Here is an 18,560-nt window from a genome sequence, read left to right on the forward strand (position 1 = left end):
TGTAAAGCGGATTGGCCATACAACTTGTTAACCGCTGTCAAACATTTGTTAACGAGTTGTTAATGATCAAAGATTAATAGATATTTTTGGATAATATTGTTTCAGAAATGAAAATCAAGAAACTCAATATCATTATAACGCTCGGATTCATTGCTATTATCGGGATCCTGATAGCTCAGCTTCTCTGGGCCCGGCAGGCCTATAATCTCGAAGATAAGAAATTTAATCAAAAAGTAAACCTCGCTCTATTAGAAGTGGCAAAAAAACTGTCAGGGGGGAAAACATCTTTCACAGAAAATCCTGTACAGAATATTGCCAATGACTATTATGTAGTCAATACCAATAATGAATTTCATCCTGTAGTTCTGGAACATTATCTCAGAACAGAATTCACCCGTTTTCAGGTGAATACAGATTATGTATATGCTTTATATAATTGCCATAGTGATAAAATGGTTTATGGGAAGTACATGTCGAAAAATCAGGAAAGCCCCAGTGATAAGGTTATTAATTTCCCCAAACATAAAAACCTGATCTATTATTTTTCCATACGTTTTCCCGATAAAACAACCTATCTGGTAAGTTCATTGAGGTTTTGGTATTTACTTACCTTTGCCCTTATTATCATTCTCCTGGTATATGTTTATTCTATATATACTATTATTCAACAAAAAAAATTCTCGGAACTGCAGCGTGATTTCATCAATAACATGACCCATGAGTTCAAAACTCCGTTATCTTCCATACTTTTAGCTTCAGAATCGCTCAGCAAGCAGAATATTGTACAGGAAAACCCCAAACTGCAGACCTATACCTCCATCATTATCAATCAAAGCTACAAGCTCAATAACCATATTGAAAAAATACTGAATATTGCCAAAAATGATTCTTCCGGCCTGTCATTAAAACCCCAGAAAATAATACTGCTTCCTTTTATTCAGGAAATTGCCGACACCATACAGCAGAAGAACGAAAACGTCACCATCTATATAGAAATCGAAAACAGCCTCTCCATAATGGCAGATGAATTTCACTTTACGAATATCATTTACAACATTATCGATAACTCTATTAAGTATTGTGAGGTAAAACCTCAGGTTGTAATTTCAGCCCATAAAGATTCAAAAGGCTTATATTTAAAGTTTAAAGACAATGGAATAGGGATTCCTGCTAAAAATATCTCTGATATTTTTGAAAAGTTTTACAGGGTAAATACTAAAAAGACCGAGGATATCAATGGCTTTGGATTAGGCTTATTTTATGTAAAGAAAGTGGTCCGGCAGCATAACTGGAAAATTTCAGTTGAGAATAATACAGATATGGGAATTACCATAACGCTCTTTTTCCCATTTTAAATTAATGATATATAAGTATGGAGAAATCTAAAATTTTATATGCAGAAGATGATAAAACCATAGCTTTCCTCATCCAGGACAGCCTGGAAAGCTATTATGACATCAACTGTTATTCGGATGGAAGATCTGCACTTGATGCATTCAACAGCCAGAGCTTTGATATTTGCCTGCTAGATATTATGATGCCTGAAATCAACGGATTTGAAGTGGCACAGGAAATCCGCAATAAAAATTCTGAAATACCCATCATTTTCATTTCTGCAAAAGCTTTAAAAGAAGACCGGATTAAAGGGCTGAAAATTGGCGCTGATGATTATCTGGTAAAACCATTCAGCATAGAAGAATTAATTCTTAAAATTGAAGTTTTCCTGAAACGTACAAAGAAAACGGATGCCATCCAGCTAAAATACAAGGTAGGAAAATATGATTTTGACCCCCAAAACTATACCCTCCAGGACATGGAAAACAGCATTACCCTTACCCAAAGGGAATCTGAACTGCTTTTATACTTTATTCGCCACAAGAATATGGTGGTAAAAAGACAGGATATCCTGAAGGCAATCTGGGGAGATGATGACTATTTTATGGGACGAAGCCTGGATGTGTTTATTTCCAGACTGCGAAAAGTACTTACTGATGAGCAAAATATCCTGATCGAGAACCTGCATGGAATAGGATTCCGCTTTTCTGAAAAACACTAAATACGGAGTGAATCGCATCTAAAGCAAAGCAATAAATGATTATTCTTCAATTTTTAATTAATTTTACTTTTGAAAATATATTCATTCATGAAAAATACGGCAACTTTTGCAGTTATACTCCTTTTACTTCTCGGTCAATATTCGAAAGCCCAACAGTTTGAAAAGCTGATACAGTATGTAAACCCTTTGATCGGAACTGAAAAAATGGGACATACCTATCCCGGTGCTACCGTTCCTTTCGGAGCTGTACAGCTAAGTCCGGAAACTGATACGGTCTCATATGAACTCAATGGAAAATATAATGGTGAAGTATATAAATACTGCGCAGGATACCGTTATGAAGATAAAACGATTGTAGGCTTCAGTTCAACACATTTCAGCGGAACAGGACATTCCGACCTTGGAGATTTCCTGATTATGCCAACTGTCGGGAAACTGCAGCTGAATCCCGGAACAGCCTCCAATCCTGAAAATGGATACCGAAGCAGATTCTCCCATCAAAATGAAAAAGCTGAAGCCGGATATTACAAAGTGAAGCTGGATGATCACAATATCCTGGCAGAACTGACTGCTTCCACAAGAACCGGAGTTCACCGGTACACCTTCCCGAAATCTGATCAGGCACATATCATTTTAGATCTGACTGCAGGAATCTATAATTATGAGGGTAAAAATGTCTGGACATATGTACGCGTAGAAAACGACGGCACCGTAACAGGTTACCGCCAGACCAATGGCTGGGCAAGAACCAGAACAGTTTATTTTGCTATGAAATTTTCAAAACCCTTTCAGTCATATGGGCAGAAAAATTTTGATGAACCGCAGGTCTACAAAGGATTCTGGAGAAAATTTGACCAGAATAAAAACTTCCCAGAAATCGCCGGTAAAAATCTGAAAATGTATTTTGATTTTGATACTCAGGAAAACGAAGCCGTAGAAGTTAGGCTGGCCATTTCTCCGGTAAGTCAGGCCAATGCCCTGGAAAATCTTGAAAAAGAAACCGGAAATTTATCTTTTGATCAGATCAAAGCAAAAACTCAGGAAAGCTGGAATAAAGAGCTGAATAAAATCATCATCAAAGGTTCGGAAACAGAAAAGACCAATTTTTATACAGCGATGTATCATACTTTTATCAGTCCTACCACTTATATGGATATCAATGGGGAATATAAAGGTTTAGATCAGAATATTCACAAGGCAGAAGGTTTCACAAATTATACAACATTTTCAATCTGGGATACATACCGCGCCCTTCATCCTTTCTTTAACATCATCCAGCCCAAAAGGAATAATGATATGGTGAAATCCATGATGGCCCATTACGATCAGTTCTCCATGAAAATGCTTCCGATATGGTCACATTATGCCAATGATAACTGGTGTATGAGCGGATACCACAGTGTAAGTGTAGCAGCCGATGCTGTAATCAAAGGGAATTACAACGGTGATCCGAAAGAAATATTGGAAGCCTGTATTGCCACAGCCAATAAAAGAGATTATGAAGGCATCGGATACTATATAGATATGGGTTATATTCCGACTGAGAAAAACGGAACTTCAGTTTCCAACACCCTGGAATATGCTTATGATGACTGGGCAATTGCCCAGCTTGCAAAACATTTAGGTGAAACAGAAATTTATAACCAGTTCCTCAAACGTTCTGAAAACTGGAAAAATAACTTTGATCCGAAAGCCGGATTTATGCGTCCCCGACTTGCTGATGGGAGTTTCAAAAAAGATTTTGATGTACTGAGCACCCACGGACAGGGCTTCATTGAAGGAAATTCCTGGAATTACAGCTTTTTTGTTCCTCAGAATCCTGACGGTCTGATTCAGATGATGGGTGGAAAGAAAAAATTTGCCTCAAAACTGGATGAGCTTTTCACCATGCACCTTCCTGATGAATTTTTTGCTGATACAGAAGATATTACCCGCGAAGGAATTATCGGAGGCTATGTTCACGGGAACGAACCGGCACACCACGTTGCTTATTTTTATAATTGGGCAGGGCAGCCATGGAAAACCCAGGCTCAGATCCGCCGTATTTTAGAAATGCAGTACAAAGCAACACCTGATGGACTTGGTGGAAACGATGATGCGGGACAGATGAGCGCGTGGTACATTTTAAGCTCACTCGGATTTTATCCTGTAGCACCCGGTTCTGAAGATTATGCCATTGGAAGTCCGGCAGTGGACCATGCAGTTCTGAATTTGGAAAACGGGAAAACGTTTGAAATTGAAGCCGTTAGTCAGAGTCCGAAGAACGCGTATGTTGAAAAGATTCTTCTGAACGGTAAAGAGATTAAAAATTTTACGCTAAAACATTCTGAGCTCGTAGCTGGCGGAAAACTTACATTTTATATGAGTGCCAGAGCGAAAAAATAGTTTTTTTTCACTACAAAATTCACAAAAGATTTTAGCTGTTAAGTTAAATACATCAAAGGAAAAGCAATTAAGCTTAAAAAATATCTGACTGCAGATTCATCAGATCAGAATTCCTTCCCGTAGAAGGGTCGCGAAAATTCAGATAATTTTTGACGGGTAATTCCAGAGAGCATCTGGCTTATAAAAATAAAAGGGCAAATATGTTTATTTGCCCTTTTTATTATTTTGATCTTTATCTTACCCTTATTCTTCTACTTCAAAAAGAAGTCTTTCCCCTGATTTTTTTTCTGAAATAGTCCCGTTATCATAAACCAGATGGCCATTCACAAAAGTCTGGGTTACTTTGGAGTGCAAATTCATTCCTTCCAGCGGGCTCCATCCGCATTTGTAAAGAAGATTGTCTTTAGCTACAGTCCACTCTGCATCTAAATCAACCAAAACAAGATCCGCCTTATACCCTTCTCTTACAAAACCTCTTTTTTCAATTCTGAAAAGTATCGCAGGATTGTGACACATTTTTTCAACAATCTTTTCCAAAGAAATTTTTCCGAAGTAATGATTTTCCAGCATCACCGATAACGAATGCTGTACCAAGGGTGCACCGGAAGGGCATTTCGTATATGGATTCAGCTTTTCTTCGGCTGTGTGCGGTGCATGATCTGTAGCAATTACATCAATTCTGTCATCCAGAAGAGCTTCCCACAGTGCATCTTTGTCTTTCTGTGTTTTTACAGCAGGATTCCATTTGATCAGAGAACCTTTAGTTTCATAGTCTTCATTGGTAAACGTCAGATGATGAACACATACTTCAGCTGTAATTTTTTTATCTTTTAAAGGAATATCATTTCTGAACAGCTCCATTTCCTTTGCTGTTGAAAGATGGAATACATGAAGCCTTGCTCCTGTTTTTTCCGCTAATTCAATTGCTTTGGAAGAAGATTTATAACACGCTTCCTCACTTCTGATCAGATGATGAAATTTTACAGGAATATCCTCCCCATATTCATCAAGATATTTCTGGGTATTGGCTTTGATTGTCGCTTCATCTTCACAGTGGACAGCGATCAGCATTTTTGTGCTGCCAAAGATATTCTCCAGCGTTTCAGGATTGTCTACGAGCATATTTCCCGTGGATGAGCCTAAAAATAATTTAATCCCGGGAACATTTCTAGGATTTGTCTTTAAAACTTCCTCAAGATTATCGTTCGTTCCTCCCATCATAAACCCGTAGTTGGCATATGCTTTTTGAGAACCAATCTCGTATTTATCGGCCAGTAATTCCTGAGTAACTGCATTAGGAACCGTGTTAGGCTGATCGATAAAACTTGTAACCCCTCCTGCAATGGCAGATCTGGACTCAGTTTCAATATCTCCTTTATGTGTAAGTCCCGGATCTCTGAAATGCACCTGGTCGTCTATTACCCCCGGAAGAAGGTATTTCCCGGAGCCATCAATGATTTGATCCGCTTCTTCGGAAATATGGGTATCTATTTTAGAGATCAGGTCATTTTCTATTAAAATATCGCTTTCGAAGATCTTACCTTCGTTCACAATCTTTACACTTTTGATTAGGGTCTTCATTTTTTACTTTTATTGAAATTAGAGGTTAGATGTCAGAAAAATTTTAAGCCTAAAATTATATCGCTAATTTCTAACTTCTGATATCTGGCATCTACAAAAAACAAAATTAAGGTTTATGAATGAATTTTAATGTTGCTGATTATAAATCAATTTCTAAATATTTACATTTGCATAAAATTTTCGAGTTTGTATAAGAAGTTATTCGGCCAGACCGCCGTATATGGGCTTAGTTCAGTATTGGTCCGTATTTTCCCGTTCATCATTGCACCTATCGTGACAAAGGCTTTCGGGCCTGCTGCTTCATCACCCTTTGTGGACTGGTATTCCATTGCCGGAGTTATTACGGTACTCCTTACCCATGGTATGGAAACCTCATTTTTCCGGTTTGCCCAGGAAGAAAGCATTGACAAGAAAACATTGATTTCGACATGCTCGGTAAGCATTATCAGCATTGCTTTAATTTATCTTGGTTTAGGATATGTATTCCGGAATGAACTTGCAGTGGCTTTTGAAACTCCGGATCAGGTCAATTATCTGGTCATATTTTTATTCATTCTCTCTCTGGATGCCTTTTCTACAATTCCTTCGGCTATATTAAGGTTGCAGGGGAAAGCATTTAAATATATGTTTTCCAAAGTTGCCGGCTCTGTTGTTTACTTTCTATTGGTCATATTTTTCATCCAATGGCTTCCCAAACATCCGGAAGGAATTCTCGGTTTAAAATATGATCCTCAATTAGGGGTAGGTTATGTATTTATCGCCAATCTGGTACAGAGTATTATTACATTGCTGATTGTCGGAAAAGAGTTTTTCAGTTTCAGTATTTCCAAATTTGATTTTAAATTATGGAAAAGAATTATGAATTATTCATGGCCTGTAATGATTGCAGGACTGGCAGGAATCGTTAACCAGACTCTTGACAGACAATTTCTTAAATATCTGCTTCCTCCTGACGAAGCACGCCATCAGATTGGAGTATATGGTGCAGTTTATAAAATCGCAACCTTTATCACAGTTTTCCGGCAGGCCTATCAGCTCGGTATTGAACCTTATTTCTTTTCAAGTTTTAAGAATAAAGATTCACATAAAACCTATGCCGTATTGATGGATGTTTTTGTGATATGCAGCTGTATCATTTATATGGGACTGATGGTGAACCTTCAGTGGATCTCAGAAAAATACCTGAGCAACCCGCTTTATTATGAAGGTATTGAAATCATACCATTTGTGATGCTTGGCGCTTTATTTTTAGGGATCTACCTTAACCTTTCTATCTGGTATAAATTATCTGACCAGACCAGAGTCGGCTTATATATTTCAGTGATAGGTGCATGCATTACCGTTTTCATTAACTTCTTCTTTATTCCGGAATATGGATACTGGGCAAGTGCTATGGCTGCGCTGATCACCTTTATGTCTATGATGATTATTTCATATGTTTGGGGGCAGAAGCAATATCCTATTCATTATAATACAGGGAAAATTGCGCTCTATTTAATCTTTACTATTACCTGCTCACTCGTATCTTTCTATTTCTTCAGAACCAATTATATCGTGGGAAATTTATTTCTGCTTCTTTTTATTGCCCTTGTAGCCTATAAAGAAAAAGCTATTTTATCCAAAATACTAAAAAGGTCTTAGAATATGGCCTCTAATTTGATACTATTGATTTCTTAAAAAAATTAAACAGAAGATTGATAAAGATGATAATTATTACGATCAGCAATGATTTTAATTATTACCTTTAACTAATCAAAATAACAAATAAACATTGTCATATTATTTATGAAAATAATTGTTCCTATGGCTGGACGTGGTTCCAGATTACGTCCACATACACTGACAGTTCCAAAACCTCTTATCCCGATTGCTGGGAAACCTATTGTACAGAGACTGGTAGAAGATATTGCTAAAGTGGCAGGCGAAAAAATTGAAGAAGTAGCATTTATCATTGGAGATTTCGGGCCGGAGATTGAAAAATCCCTCCTTCAGATTGCCGAAAAACTGGGAGCAAAAGGCAGTATATATTACCAGAATGACCCGCTTGGAACAGCACACGCTATTAAATGTGCAGAAAACTCCATGCAGGGAGATGTAGTGATCGCTTTTGCAGATACACTTTTCCGTGCAGATTTCCAGCTGGACAAAAATTCTGATGGAGTAATCTGGGTAAAAAGCGTAGAAGATCCTTCTGCTTTCGGAGTGGTAAAGTTAGATAACTACGGTTTTATTACTGATTTTGTTGAAAAACCTCAAACTTTCGTTTCAGATCTTGCCATCATCGGTATTTATTACTTCAACAGTGCTGAAAAACTGATGGACGAAATCAATTATATTATGGATAATGATATAAAAAACGGCGGTGAATATCAGCTGACAACAGCACTGGAAAACCTTAGAGCAAAAGGAGCAAAATTCACTTTAGGAAAAGTGAATGACTGGATGGACTGCGGAAACAAAAATGCTACCGTAGAAACCAACAGCAAAATCCTTGAATACGAAAGAGAAGCAATGCTTGATTACCCGGCATCGGCAGTGATTGAAAATTCATTGATCATTCAGCCATGCTTCATCGGTGAAAATGTAAAGATTTCCAATTCTAAAATAGGTCCCGGGGTCTCATTAGGAAATAACACGGTTATTGTCAATTCCAATATTGAAAACTCTTTGATTCAGGAAAATACAAAAATCAATCACGGAAACCTTTCCAATTCAATGATCGGAAATTCTGCCCAGTATTTTGGAGTGTCCAGAGAAATTTCTTTAGGTGACTACTCAGTGCTGGATTTTTTATCCAGATAAAAACAGAAATAATTAATCTAAAATAAGATATAACCAAACCACATAGCATCTGTTGTGTGGTTTGGCGTTAATATTGCAGCGTATTTTTTTTAATTGCAAGACAAAATACATGAAAAACTGGATCCCAATACTTCTCCTGTTGCTTACCCTATCATCCTGTAAAACAAGGAATGCAGCTAAAAACAATGGCAGCAATCAGGATAGTACCGTCATAGCAGAAGACAATAGAAATCCCAAAGATGCCAATGAGCCGGTGAGAGACAAACTTACCTTCTACGAGCATGTGCTTATTCCACCAAAATTTGATCAGATCAAGATCAACAGTAAGGTGAATGTGGAAACCGGAAACTTTATCCCAACCCTTGATGCCGTCATCTATATTGAAAATGATAAAAAAGTATGGATGAATCTTCAGGCATTTTTATTTACTGTAGCAAGAGGAATTGCTACTCCTGAAGGAATCAAAGGACAGGACAAAACCAGCAAAACCTATATCGATTCAGATTTCGACTACTTAAATAACTTACTGAATGTCAATTTCATCGACTACAAATCACTGGAAAAAATATTGATGGGGAGAACCTTTGTGAAGATCAGTGATTCCCAGTTTACCCTGACCAAAAATATGCAGGGCTTTAAAATGGTTTCCAATACCAACCAGAAAATTGTCACAGACCAGAAAACCAGGGAATACAAAATTGAGCTTCAGTATGATACAAATTATGATCTGCTGAGTGTGAATTTGAAGGATGTTTTATCTCCTGATGAGCTCGAAATCTCTTACAGCAACTGGAATGAATACAATGGAATCCGCCTTCCAAAAAATGTTAAAATAATTATAAAAGGCTCAAAATCTAGCCAAATTTTACTGGAAAACACGAAATTTGATTTTTCGAGGATGGAAACAGCTTATTCTGTACCATCCAGTTATAAGAAAATTGAGATTAAATGATTAAAAAATTTAGCTTTTTAATAGGTATTCTACTGTTCGGCCTGCATCAGGGACAGCAGAACAAGGAACAGCTTCAGAAACAGAATGCCGATCTTAAAAAACAAATTGTACAGATAAATACAGATCTGGCGAAAACCAGAACTGAATCCAAACTTTCAGTAGCCTATCTTAATAATGTCAATAAAAAATTGACTTTAAGAGAAAAGGTGTATACCAACACTCAAAAAGAAAAAAGATTTATTGAAGATGAGATCTATCTTCGTCAGCTGGAAATCAACCGTCAAAATAAAGAATTGGCAGTTCTCAGAAAGAATTATGCTGAGGTTCTTGTCAATGCATACAAAAACAAAGGAGTACAGAACAAAGTAACCTTCATTCTTTCGTCCAAAAATTTGGGTGAAGCCATCAGAAGAGTTCAGTACTTAAAACAGTACGCTGACTATCAGGATAAAAAAGCGGCAGAGATCAGCAACGCAGCTGCCCAGATCAAAAAATCAATCGCACAGAAGCAGAACTCCGCAAGGGAAAAAGAAAATCTTTTGGCTAACCAGCAGAAAGACCTGGCAACCATTAATGCAGAAAGAGCGCAGAAAGAACAGCTGCTGGCAGATTTCAAGAAAAATGAAGCCAAGCTTACTGTAGAACTTAAGCAGAAGCAGGTTCAGTCTAAAGCCTTAGAAGGACAGATCAGAGCCATCATTGCAGAAGAAATCAGAATAGCAAAAGCAGAAGAAGAAGCCAGAAGAAAAGCGGAAGCAGAAAAAATCCGTATGGCTAAAATAATTGCGGAAAGAGAAAAAGCAAGAATTGAAGCAGAGGCAAAAGCCAGAGCTGAAGCACTAGAAAGAGAAAGAAAACTGGCAGAAATTGAAGCTAAAAAAGCCGCCGATTTGGCTGCTAAAAGAGCTGAAGAGGAGAAAAAACGCAATGAAGAGGCCGCAAGAGCAGAAGCCAGCGCAAAAGACGAGGCCAGAAGAGTAGCCGCGAAAAAAGCATCTGACGAAGCCAATGCAAGAGCTAAAGAAGCCACAAATAAGCTTGTTGCCGCAAGAGCTGCAGAAGCCGCACTGAATAAGAAAAAAGAAGAAGAGAAAAAGGCCGCTGAAACTAAAGCAATGACCAGCTATGGAGTGACTACACCAATCGGTAGCAGTTTTGCAGACAACAGAGGAAGACTGGGCTATCCTGCAGACAGAGCAGGACAGGTTACCCACCGATTCGGAAGACAGCCACACCCGGTTTTCAAAAATATTGTTGAGGAAAATACAGGTATTAAAATTTCTGTTCCATCTGGAACCCGTGCAAAATCTGTATATCCGGGATCCGTTTCCTCAGTATTGGCAAATAGTGACGGAACAAAAACTGTTATGGTAAAACACGGAACCTATTTTACGATCTATTCCAACTTAGGAAACGTAAGTGTATCCAAAGGACAGCAGGTTTCTTCCGGTACTCCGGTAGGTACGGTAGCTCAGGATTTTGATGGTTCTTATACCCTTGACTTCCAGGTATGGAACGGAAATACACCGGTTGATCCATTAGGTTGGATTTCATATTAAAAAAAGCGTAACTTTGCAAAAATCTTAAGAGATGAACACACTAACAATACTTGCCTTATCTTGGCAGCACATCCTTATCGTAGCTATACTTTTGGTATTGCTGTTTGGAGGAAAGAAAATTCCGGAATTAATGAGAGGAGTTGGTTCAGGAATCAAAGAATTTAAAGATGCGGTGAAGGAAGAAGACAAATCAGGTTCTGAAAGCAAAACCTCTTCTACCAACAATAATAATACTACCAGCAACTAAAATTCCTCAGCAATAATGAATTTCACTGAGACTGCATGGAAAGTCTTCAATCAGTCTATTGAAGATTATCACGTGTCCGATGACGTTAACGCTCTAATTAATAACCCTTTCGAAAAAGACAGTTTGGAACGGATTTTGTATGCAAAGAACTGGATTGATACCGTTCAATGGCATTTGGAAGATATTATTAGAGATGAAAATATTGATCCCGCTGAAGCTCTTCAATTGAAGAGAACAATAGATGCATCCAACCAGAAAAGAACAGACCTGGTAGAATTTATCGACAGCTGGTTCCTTACAAAGTTTGAAAATATAACTCCCAAACCTGATGCAAAAATCAATACAGAAACACCCGCTTGGGCTGTAGACAGATTATCAATTCTTGCATTAAAGGTTTATCATATGTCATTAGAGGCCAATAGGGAATCCGCTTCTGAAGAGCACCGTGCCAACTGCCAGGCTAAACTGGATGTACTGCTTACTCAGAAAGAAGACCTGTCAACTTCTATTAATCAGTTGCTTACTGATATTGAATGCGGTAATGTTAAGATGAAAGTATACAAACAAATGAAAATGTATAACGATGATAGTCTTAACCCGATCCTTTATCAAAAGGGGCAACAGAAATGAGAAAACTATTTTTTTTTGGAGTACTACTATTAATCATAACTTCCTGTGCGACGGAGAAGCTTAATCTTTCCCCGTTGTCAAATAATTTTTATAGCGAAACTAAAGGTTCTGATTCCGACAGAGGGGCAAAAAAAAGCTTTGATATCAATATCAAAGAAAATGTAAATGCTTCTGAAATTTCAAATCTGATTTCTACTTTTCCAAAGTTTAAGAATAACAGCTTGAATGATGAAGTGACAAGCTTGAAATACAGCCTTCAGAATTATTTATATGCCATTGATGCCAACAATTCGCCGGGAAAAAGCAGAGCCATTAAAAGCTTCGAAAAATCATACAAGAAAATTCAGAGACTCAGACAGCAACTTGACAAAGATGATGATGAAGTTCTTAACAGATATCTGGTTCGCTTAAAAACCAATATTTTTGTAATCGAAGATTCTTTAAAAGGAAATTAAAAACTAACCACTATTAATGATTAAAATTCAGGCAGAAGCCAATGTTCCTACTGAACACGGCTCTTTCCGAATGATCGCTTTCTCTGAAAACGAAAACGACTGGATGCCACACATGGCCATCGTAGCAGAAAATACAGATTTTTCAAAACCGGTGAACGTACGTTTCCATTCTGAATGCATTACCGGAGAAGTTTTCCATTCAAAAAAATGTGAATGCGGACAACAACTGGATGCCGCAATGAAATATACCCATGAGCACGGAGGGATTATTATTTACCTTCGTCAGGAAGGAAGAAATATCGGGATTATCAACAAACTCAAAGCTTATTCTTTACAGGAAAAAGGTCTTGACACAGTACAGGCCAATCTGGAACTGGGACTTCCCGCAGATGACAGGAACTTTGGCGTAGCTATCGAGATTCTTAATCTTTTGGATGTAAAAGATATTAATCTTCTGACCAACAACCCTGAAAAGGTAAAATATGTGGTCAACAGCAATATTAATCTCAACTCCAGGGTTCCATTACAGATTCCCGCCAATGAGATGAGTAAAGGTTATTTAAAGACAAAAAAAGACTTCTTTGGCCATCTTCTGGATGACAACGATAATTAAATAAAATAAAGCTTCAGAAATTTCTGAAGCTTTGTTTTTTAAGAATGTCTGCTGTTCTGTAGATTAATTCTATGGTTAAACAAAGGGACCGCCGCCTTGTAAGGTCATCCTTTTCATAACAATTTGTTATCCATTTAACACATCTCTAAATCCATATAAAATAAAAGCTCCGAGATTTCTCCCGGAGCTTTTTTAATAATTATAAAAAACTGAAAAGATATTCTTAATTAATTCACTTTGATAGTTTGCACCTTAGTGTCATCTAGGTTGTAATACTTAATTACCGCATTATAATCACTATAATCTACACTGGCATTTTTATTTTTAGCTCCACCTACCCCTGTAGCACTGGCAGGAACAAGTACAATTCTAAAAGTTTGGTTGTTTAAATATTCAGCAATCTCACCAGATGTAAGATCTGTTGGTAAATTAAAATTCTCATCATCAATTCTGATCTCTACATTTTGAGAATTAAAAACAAAATTATAATCAAATCCCCTGTTTGTTGGCTTGCCAGCTACATCTGGTATGTAAACAGATTTTGGAATTTGCTGCCAAAGATTGCCAGCAACTGATCTATAGACTAAAACAACATCTGTACTTGGAATATTAAGCCCTTGAGAAATAGTATAGTTACCATTACTTGAAAAAGTGCCTGTAATATCTTTCATTTGAGAAATTGTATCATAATCTACTGTTTGAACAACATCATCATCATCGTCACAACTATAAGCAGTAAAACCTACAGCACCCAGGAATAAAAAGAGAAGTATTTTTTTCATTTTAAAAAAGTTTAGTTATTATTTATAAAGCGTATTCAAATCATATACCAAAAATTGCAAAAACTTTGTTTTCATCATTTTTTTAATTGTATTTTTGTTCTTATTCAAAAGATCATGAAGAAATTGTTATATACTTCCCTCTTTATTTTTTCATTAATAAGCTTTACAGCCAAAGCTCAGTACCAGCCCAAAAACATTTCCGAAGAAGACCTGAAAAAGGCTCATCACTGGGTGAACAAAACTTACAGGTCACTTTCTCAGGATGAAAAGCTGGGCCAGCTGTTTATTGTAGCGCTTTACACAAATAAAGGTGAAGACTATATTAACCAGATCAGGAATATTGTGGTTAATGATAAGATCGGAGGATTAATCTTAATGCAGGATGATGCCGCCAGAGAAATCAACCTGGTTAATGAGTTCCAGCAGAAATCAAAAATTCCGATGATGATTGGCATGGATGCAGAATGGGGACTGTTTCAAAGAATTGCTACAGCCCATAAATTTCCCTGGGCCATGACCCTTGGGGCCGTTCAGGATAAGAGTCTTATTTATCAGATGTCCGCCAAAATCGCAGAAGACTGCCACAGAATGGGGATCAACTGGGATTTCGCACCGGTTGTTGATGTGAATACCAATCCGGATAACCCTATTATCGGAAACAGGAGCTTCGGCTCAGAGGTAGATAATGTAATCAGTTCTGCCTTGTCTTATTCCAACGGTCTTCAGGACAATACGATTCTTGCTGCCATCAAGCATTTTCCGGGACATGGTGACACCAGTACAGATTCTCATCTGGATTTACCTGTGGTTTCACATAGTTTAGAAAGATTAAATACTGTTGAACTGGCACCTTTTAAAGCTTTAATGGATAAAGGAATCGGTGGTGTAATGGTAGCTCACTTATATGTCCCGAGCCTTGAATCAGGAAAAGGAATTCCAGCTTCGGTTTCTAAAAATATTATTACTGGTGTTTTAAAAGAAAAACTGGGTTACAAAGGTTTAATCATTACTGATGCACTGAACATGGGTGCTGTAGCCAATAAATATAAGCCGGGTCAACTGGATGCCCTTGCTTTTAAAGCTGGAAATGATATTATGCTTTTCTCCCAGGGAGTTTCGGAAGGGAAAAAATTAATTCAGAAAGCAATTGAAAACGGTGAAATTCCACAATCAAGAGTGGAAGAAAGTGTAAAGAAAATTTTACTCACAAAATATTTCCTGGGCCTTAATACATACAGTCCAAAAAATCCTGAAAATATCAACAGTGATCTGAACAATGATTCTCATAAAACATTGGTGCAAAATCTTTATTCCAATGCATTGACTTTGCTAAAAGATGATCAACAATTGCTTCCTGTCACCGGAAAACAAATATATTACGTTCCTCTTGAAGAGGCTCCTTATCAGACTTTCGCCAATCAGCTCGGATCAAATGTCATGATCAAAAAAGCTAACGAGATCACTACAATCCCTGCAGGTTCTACAGTAATCGTAGGATTCCACAAGGATAATTCAACAGCATATAAACCCTATAAAATTTCAGCAGAATCTAAGAAAGTCCTTGCTGATCTTACCAAAAATCAAAAAGTTATTCTAAATGTTTTCGGAAGTGCTTATGCCTTAAAAGACATTGATATTACAAAAATATCCACAGTCTTGGTCTCTTATGAAAATAATGATGATTCAATGACTGCTGCAGCCAATGCTCTGAACGGAAAAACAAAAATATGGGGCAGGCTGCCTGTTCTGGTCAATGATCAGCTGAAAGCAGGCATGGGGATCGATCATACTCCTCTGAATACAACAGTTTCTACAACATCAAAACAACAATAATCTAATGAAAATAGGCATACTTTGCTATCCAACATACGGGGGAAGCGGAATCGTTGCAACAGAGCTGGGAATGTCCCTGGCCAATAAAGGCTATGAGGTTCACTTTATAAGTTCTGCACTCCCCGCAAGACTAGACATTACCAATCCGAACATTTTCTTTCACAGGGTGAATGTACAGACCTATCCGCTTTTCCAGTATCAGCCTTATGATATTGCATTAAGTTCCATGATTTACCGGGTCGTAAATCTTTATAAGCTTGATCTGCTACACGCTCATTATGCCATTCCATATGCTTACGCTGCGTTTACAGCCAAACAGATGCTGAAAGAGGATAATAATGACATTCCATTGGTAACTACGCTCCACGGAACAGATATTACTCTTGTAGGTCAGCACCCAAGTTATAAACACGCCGTAGAATTTTCCATCAATCAGTCAGACGCTATTACTTCAGTTTCTGAGAGTCTGAAAAAAGACACACTGCAGTTTTTCAATATCAAGAAAGAAATACAGGTTATTACCAACTTTATTGATAATTCTGAATTTGATGACTGCACGGAATGCCAGAGAACACAGTTTGCCAATCCTGATGAGAAAATTCTGATCCATGTTTCCAATCTTCGTCCTGTAAAACGTGTAGAGGAAGTATTGCAGATATTTAAGAGTGTTGAGAAAAAGGTAAAATCAAAACTGATCATCATCGGTGAAGGGCCGGATATGGAAAAAGTGAATCAGTTTCTGGAAGAAAATCCTGAGCTTATTTCAAAGATCCGTCTGTTAGGAAAAGTAAATAACCTGTATAAGATCCTCCAACTTTCTGATGTATTTTTACTTCCTTCTGAGCAGGAAAGTTTCGGTCTGGCAGCTCTTGAGGCTATGGCTGCTTATACTCCTGTAATCAGTTCTAATGCAGGCGGAATTCCTGAAGTAAATATTCAGGGGGAAACAGGATTCTTAGCTGAAATTGGAAATGTAGAAGCTATGAGCAATTATACCATCAAGCTGCTGAGCAATGATGAGCTTTTAGCCAAAATGAAAAAAAATGCGAAAGATCAGGCTATAAAATTCGATTTGAAAAACATTCTTCCTATATATGAAGAAATGTATAGAACGACTATAGAAAATTTCAAAAAAGAGCTGGCGAAAGTATAATATTTCTATTATATTTATCGTCACTATGACGGAAAAACTGCTTCAATATCTTTGGAACTATAAGGTTTTCAAACATTTCGACTTCAAGGATATTGAAGGGCATTCCGTTGAGATCATCAGCTTTGGAAAATGGAATACAAATGCAGGTCCGGATTTTCTCGACGCAAAAATTAAAACGAAAGATTTGATTATTGCCGGAAATATCGAGCTGCACGTCCGCACCTCCGACTGGGTTTTTCACAACCATTCCCAGGACCCTAACTATCAAAACATTATTCTTCACGTTGTTTACCAGAATGACACTGAGATCAATGACCTCATCTCTAAAAATGTGCCTACTTTGGAACTGAAAGATCATATTGATCAGGATATTCTCTGGAAATATGAAAAAATGATCAATGGGACTCAGTTTATTCCCTGTGAAAATATTTTTGATTCCACCAAAATTCCACTAACCTTTCACGAGACCAATATCCTTAAAAAGCTGGATGAAAAGTCTCAGGAACTGGAAAAAAGCTTAGAAAAGTACAGGAACAATTTTGAAGCAGTTCTTTTCCACAGTCTTGCCTACTCTTTCGGATTGAAAGTAAATGCTCATATGTTCAGGCAGATTGCCGAGTCCATAGATTTTGGTGTTATCAACAAAATCCGCCAGAATGAATTACAGCTGGAGGCCTTATTATTTGGTATTTCAGGATGGCTGGGCCACCCAAAAGATGAAAAAATGCTAATGTGGAAAAGGGAATTTGAATTCATACGAAAAAAATTCGGCATCCCGGATATGGTATTTCATCCGAAGTTTTTAAGACTGCGTCCGCCCAATTTCCCCACGATACGTCTTTCCCAGCTGGCAGATCTTTATTACAGGCATCAGAATCTGTTTTCAAAAATCATTAAAGCTGACAATATGAATAAGCTCTATGAAGTTTTTGCACCGGTAAAAGCTTCGGCTTATTGGGATTTTCATTTTAATTTCGGAACAGTTTCGAAATTCCAGCCTAAAACCTTAAGCAGGGATTTTATTGAACTGGTTATCTTAAATACCGTACTTCCTTTAAAATACACGTATCACAAATATCATAACGAGGAAACCGCCGATGAAATTCTGGAGATATACAGAAACATGACCGCTGAAAAAAATTCTATAACTTCCGGATGGAAGAAACTGGGACTGAAAGTTAAAAATGCACTGGAAAGCCAGAGCCTTATTTATCATCATAAAACCTCGTGCGAAGAAAAAAATTGCTTAAATTGCAGTATTGGATTTAAACTTTTAAAAGAATCTTCAAATGTTTGATAATATCCGCCATAAAATGGAGAGAGAATGGTTTGGTGTTCTTACAAGGACAGGCGCTAAACTGGGAATCCCTGTATCCAAATTAAGGGTCTTCTTCATCTATTCTACTTTTGCAACTGCCGGCTTTTTCTTTTTAATCTATCTGGGCCTGGCATTTACGCTTTGGATCAAAGATATTTTTATTACAAGAAGACCAAGCGTTTTTGATTTATAAT

The 18,560-nt window shown here is 37.4% G+C and carries 17 protein-coding genes; 15 read left to right on the forward strand and 2 right to left on the reverse strand.

Annotated features, from left to right (window positions below):
• Positions 1 to 107 precede the first annotated feature (107 nt).
• The 3 genes from J2T03_RS10570 to J2T03_RS10580 all read left to right on the forward strand — a co-directional run bounded on the left by J2T03_RS10570 (position 108) and on the right by J2T03_RS10580 (position 4,441).
• A complete protein-coding gene (locus tag J2T03_RS10570) occupies positions 108 to 1,355 on the forward strand; it encodes a sensor histidine kinase (protein WP_306840352.1) in 1,248 nt (415 codons plus the stop codon).
• Between the two features lie 17 nt (positions 1,356 to 1,372).
• Positions 1,373 to 2,056, forward strand: a complete 684-nt coding sequence (locus tag J2T03_RS10575; RefSeq protein ID WP_307211165.1) for a response regulator transcription factor — start codon at positions 1,373 to 1,375, stop codon at positions 2,054 to 2,056.
• Between the two features lie 87 nt (positions 2,057 to 2,143).
• Positions 2,144 to 4,441 (forward strand): GH92 family glycosyl hydrolase, encoded by a 2,298-nt coding sequence (locus tag J2T03_RS10580; RefSeq protein ID WP_307211167.1) that lies wholly within the window; start codon positions 2,144 to 2,146, stop codon positions 4,439 to 4,441.
• Between the two features lie 243 nt (positions 4,442 to 4,684).
• Here J2T03_RS10580 and J2T03_RS10585 read toward each other — a convergent pair whose 3' ends face one another.
• The gene (locus J2T03_RS10585; RefSeq protein WP_307211169.1) at positions 4,685 to 6,022 is read right to left on the reverse strand and encodes a dihydroorotase; all 1,338 of its coding nucleotides are present in this window, start codon (positions 6,020 to 6,022) and stop codon (positions 4,685 to 4,687) included.
• A 186-nt stretch (positions 6,023 to 6,208) separates the two neighbouring features.
• On the opposite strand from J2T03_RS10585, the gene J2T03_RS10590 reads away from it, so the two are divergent.
• From J2T03_RS10590 to ribA, 8 genes are all read left to right on the forward strand, one after another.
• The gene (locus J2T03_RS10590; RefSeq protein ID WP_306840356.1) at positions 6,209 to 7,663 is read left to right on the forward strand and encodes a lipopolysaccharide biosynthesis protein; all 1,455 of its coding nucleotides are present in this window, start codon (positions 6,209 to 6,211) and stop codon (positions 7,661 to 7,663) included.
• Positions 7,664 to 7,807: 144 nt separating this feature from the next.
• Positions 7,808 to 8,824: a sugar phosphate nucleotidyltransferase gene (locus J2T03_RS10595; RefSeq protein ID WP_306840357.1), complete on the forward strand. Its 1,017-nt coding sequence runs from the start codon at positions 7,808 to 7,810 to the stop codon at positions 8,822 to 8,824.
• 109 nt (positions 8,825 to 8,933) lie between these two features.
• Positions 8,934 to 9,776: a DUF4292 domain-containing protein gene (locus tag J2T03_RS10600; protein WP_306840358.1), complete on the forward strand. Its 843-nt coding sequence runs from the start codon at positions 8,934 to 8,936 to the stop codon at positions 9,774 to 9,776.
• Complete coding sequence (locus tag J2T03_RS10605) at positions 9,773 to 11,335, forward strand: peptidoglycan DD-metalloendopeptidase family protein (protein WP_307211171.1); 1,563 nt, start codon at positions 9,773 to 9,775, stop codon at positions 11,333 to 11,335. Before J2T03_RS10600 ends, J2T03_RS10605 begins: the two co-directional genes overlap by 4 nt.
• Before the next feature lie 31 nt (positions 11,336 to 11,366).
• Positions 11,367 to 11,582 carry a twin-arginine translocase TatA/TatE family subunit gene (locus J2T03_RS10610; protein ID WP_307211172.1) on the forward strand — a complete coding sequence of 72 codons (216 nt, stop codon included), beginning with the start codon at positions 11,367 to 11,369 and terminating at the stop codon, positions 11,580 to 11,582.
• A gap of 15 nt (positions 11,583 to 11,597) precedes the next feature.
• A complete protein-coding gene (locus tag J2T03_RS10615) occupies positions 11,598 to 12,212 on the forward strand; it encodes a DUF4254 domain-containing protein (RefSeq protein ID WP_306840360.1) in 615 nt (204 codons plus the stop codon).
• On the forward strand, positions 12,209 to 12,667 hold the full coding sequence (locus tag J2T03_RS10620) for a hypothetical protein (protein ID WP_306840361.1): 459 nt from the start codon (positions 12,209 to 12,211) through the stop codon (positions 12,665 to 12,667). Before J2T03_RS10615 ends, J2T03_RS10620 begins: the two co-directional genes overlap by 4 nt.
• A 16-nt stretch (positions 12,668 to 12,683) precedes the next feature.
• On the forward strand, positions 12,684 to 13,280 hold the full coding sequence (ribA, locus tag J2T03_RS10625) for a GTP cyclohydrolase II (protein WP_306840362.1): 597 nt from the start codon (positions 12,684 to 12,686) through the stop codon (positions 13,278 to 13,280).
• 227 nt (positions 13,281 to 13,507) lie between these two features.
• On the opposite strand, the gene J2T03_RS10630 is transcribed toward ribA, so the two are convergent.
• Positions 13,508 to 14,062, reverse strand: a complete 555-nt coding sequence (locus J2T03_RS10630) for a hypothetical protein (RefSeq protein WP_306840363.1) — start codon at positions 14,060 to 14,062, stop codon at positions 13,508 to 13,510.
• 114 nt (positions 14,063 to 14,176) lie between these two features.
• On the opposite strand from J2T03_RS10630, the gene J2T03_RS10635 reads away from it, so the two are divergent.
• Genes J2T03_RS10635 through J2T03_RS10650 form a run of 4 tightly spaced genes read left to right on the forward strand, consistent with a single transcriptional unit; the run spans position 14,177 to position 18,559 of the window.
• On the forward strand, positions 14,177 to 15,895 hold the full coding sequence (locus J2T03_RS10635) for a glycoside hydrolase family 3 protein (RefSeq protein WP_307211173.1): 1,719 nt from the start codon (positions 14,177 to 14,179) through the stop codon (positions 15,893 to 15,895).
• A gap of 4 nt (positions 15,896 to 15,899) precedes the next feature.
• Complete coding sequence (bshA, locus tag J2T03_RS10640) at positions 15,900 to 17,048, forward strand: N-acetyl-alpha-D-glucosaminyl L-malate synthase BshA (RefSeq protein ID WP_307211175.1); 1,149 nt, start codon at positions 15,900 to 15,902, stop codon at positions 17,046 to 17,048.
• Between the two features lie 25 nt (positions 17,049 to 17,073).
• Positions 17,074 to 18,345 (forward strand): DUF2851 family protein, encoded by a 1,272-nt coding sequence (locus J2T03_RS10645; protein ID WP_307211177.1) that lies wholly within the window; start codon positions 17,074 to 17,076, stop codon positions 18,343 to 18,345.
• Entirely contained in the window at positions 18,338 to 18,559 is a 222-nt protein-coding gene (locus J2T03_RS10650) for a PspC family transcriptional regulator (RefSeq protein ID WP_169234843.1), read from the forward strand. The genes J2T03_RS10645 and J2T03_RS10650 overlap by 8 nt, the downstream gene beginning before the upstream one ends.
• The last annotated feature ends 1 nt before the right edge of the window (position 18,560 follow it).

It is taken from the genome of Chryseobacterium lathyri (genome assembly GCF_030812195.1).
Lineage (GTDB): Bacteria > Bacteroidota > Bacteroidia > Flavobacteriales > Weeksellaceae > Chryseobacterium > Chryseobacterium lathyri_A.

Excerpts from the sequence above, each read along its gene's own strand:
- J2T03_RS10570 (WP_306840352.1), top strand. The coding sequence starts at position 108 with ATGAAAATCAAGAAACTCAATATCATTATAACGCTCGGATTCATTGCT.
- J2T03_RS10575 (WP_307211165.1), top strand. The coding sequence starts at position 1,373 with ATGGAGAAATCTAAAATTTTATATGCAGAAGATGATAAAACCATAGCT.
- J2T03_RS10580 (WP_307211167.1), top strand. The coding sequence starts at position 2,144 with ATGAAAAATACGGCAACTTTTGCAGTTATACTCCTTTTACTTCTCGGT.
- J2T03_RS10585 (WP_307211169.1), bottom strand. The coding sequence starts at position 6,022 with ATGAAGACCCTAATCAAAAGTGTAAAGATTGTGAACGAAGGTAAGATC.
- J2T03_RS10595 (WP_306840357.1), top strand. The coding sequence starts at position 7,808 with ATGAAAATAATTGTTCCTATGGCTGGACGTGGTTCCAGATTACGTCCA.
- J2T03_RS10600 (WP_306840358.1), top strand. The coding sequence starts at position 8,934 with ATGAAAAACTGGATCCCAATACTTCTCCTGTTGCTTACCCTATCATCC.
- J2T03_RS10605 (WP_307211171.1), top strand. The coding sequence starts at position 9,773 with ATGATTAAAAAATTTAGCTTTTTAATAGGTATTCTACTGTTCGGCCTG.
- J2T03_RS10610 (WP_307211172.1), top strand. The coding sequence starts at position 11,367 with ATGAACACACTAACAATACTTGCCTTATCTTGGCAGCACATCCTTATC.
- J2T03_RS10615 (WP_306840360.1), top strand. The coding sequence starts at position 11,598 with ATGAATTTCACTGAGACTGCATGGAAAGTCTTCAATCAGTCTATTGAA.
- J2T03_RS10620 (WP_306840361.1), top strand. The coding sequence starts at position 12,209 with ATGAGAAAACTATTTTTTTTTGGAGTACTACTATTAATCATAACTTCC.
- ribA (WP_306840362.1), top strand. The coding sequence starts at position 12,684 with ATGATTAAAATTCAGGCAGAAGCCAATGTTCCTACTGAACACGGCTCT.
- J2T03_RS10630 (WP_306840363.1), bottom strand. The coding sequence starts at position 14,062 with ATGAAAAAAATACTTCTCTTTTTATTCCTGGGTGCTGTAGGTTTTACT.
- J2T03_RS10635 (WP_307211173.1), top strand. The coding sequence starts at position 14,177 with ATGAAGAAATTGTTATATACTTCCCTCTTTATTTTTTCATTAATAAGC.
- bshA (WP_307211175.1), top strand. The coding sequence starts at position 15,900 with ATGAAAATAGGCATACTTTGCTATCCAACATACGGGGGAAGCGGAATC.
- J2T03_RS10645 (WP_307211177.1), top strand. The coding sequence starts at position 17,074 with ATGACGGAAAAACTGCTTCAATATCTTTGGAACTATAAGGTTTTCAAA.
- J2T03_RS10650 (WP_169234843.1), top strand. The coding sequence starts at position 18,338 with ATGTTTGATAATATCCGCCATAAAATGGAGAGAGAATGGTTTGGTGTT.